The organism is Kineosporia sp. NBRC 101731 (genome assembly GCF_030269305.1).
Lineage (GTDB): Bacteria > Actinomycetota > Actinomycetes > Actinomycetales > Kineosporiaceae > Kineosporia.
Genome location: NZ_BSTC01000035.1, coordinates 1 through 1,615 on the forward strand (window position 1 = coordinate 1; position 1,615 = coordinate 1,615).

General features: G+C 57.2%; 1 rRNA gene. It reads right to left on the minus strand.

Features of this window, described 5'->3' with window-relative positions:
* Window positions 1-11: 11 nt before the first annotated feature.
* Window positions 12-1,530: ribosomal RNA gene (locus QSK05_RS35975) — 16S ribosomal RNA — on the minus strand.
* Between the last annotated feature and the right edge of the window lie 85 nt (window positions 1,531-1,615).

Here is a 1,615-nt window from a genome sequence, read left to right on the forward strand (position 1 = left end):
GTGCTCCTTAGAAAGGAGGTGATCCAGCCGCACCTTCCGGTACGGCTACCTTGTTACGACTTCGTCCTAATCGCCAGTCCCACCTTCGACGACTCCCTCCCCTTACGGGGTTAGGCCATCGGCTTCGGGTGTTACCGACTTTCATGACGTGACGGGCGGTGTGTACAAGGCCCGGGAACGTATTCACCGCAGCGTTGCTGATCTGCGATTACTAGCGACTCCGACTTCACGGGGTCGAGTTGCAGACCCCGATCCGAACTGAGACCAGCTTTTTGGGATTCGCTCCACCTTACGGTCTCGCAGCCCTTTGTACTGGCCATTGTAGCATGCGTGAAGCCCAAGACATAAGGGGCATGATGATTTGACGTCATCCCCACCTTCCTCCGAGTTGACCCCGGCAGTCTCCTATGAGTCCCCGCCATCACGCGCTGGCAACATAGAACGAGGGTTGCGCTCGTTGCGGGACTTAACCCAACATCTCACGACACGAGCTGACGACAACCATGCACCACCTGTGAGGCGCCCTTGCGGACCCCGCATCTCTGCGAGTTTTCACCCCATGTCAAGCCTTGGTAAGGTTCTTCGCGTTGCATCGAATTAATCCGCATGCTCCGCCGCTTGTGCGGGCCCCCGTCAATTCCTTTGAGTTTTAGCCTTGCGGCCGTACTCCCCAGGCGGGGCGCTTAATGCGTTAGCTGCGGCGCAGAATCCGTGGAATGGACCCCACACCTAGCGCCCAACGTTTACGGCATGGACTACCAGGGTATCTAATCCTGTTCGCTCCCCATGCTTTCGCTCCTCAGCGTCAGTTACGGCCCAGAGACCCGCCTTCGCCACCGGTGTTCCTCCTGATATCTGCGCATTTCACCGCTACACCAGGAATTCCAGTCTCCCCTACCGCACTCTAGTCTGCCCGTACCCACTGCACGCCCAGAGTTAAGCCCTAGGTTTTCACAGCAGACGCGACAGACCGCCTACGAGCTCTTTACGCCCAATAATTCCGGACAACGCTTGCACCCTACGTATTACCGCGGCTGCTGGCACGTAGTTAGCCGGTGCTTCTTCTGCAGGTACCGTCACTTGCGCTTCTTCCCTGCTGAAAGAGGTTTACGACCCGAAGGCCTTCATCCCTCACGCGGCGTCGCTGCGTCAGGCTTTCGCCCATTGCGCAATATTCCCCACTGCTGCCTCCCGTAGGAGTCTGGGCCGTGTCTCAGTCCCAGTGTGGCCGGTCGCCCTCTCAGGCCGGCTACCCGTCGTCGCCTTGGTAGGCCATTACCCCACCAACAAGCTGATAGGCCGCGAGCTCATCTCTGACCGAAAAACTTTCCACACACAGACCATGCGACCATGTGTCATATCCGGTATTAGCCACCGTTTCCCGTGGTTATCCCAGAGTCAGAGGCAGATTACTCACGTGTTACTCACCCGTTCGCCACTGATCCACCCCGAAGGGCTTCACCGTTCGACTTGCATGTGTTAAGCACGCCGCCAGCGTTCGTCCTGAGCCAGGATCAAACTCTCCGTAAATAATCTTCTAGAAGAAGAAATACTGCGAAGATAGTCATGCAAATCCTGACCAATAAGAACCAGACCCATCACCAGACACACCGAC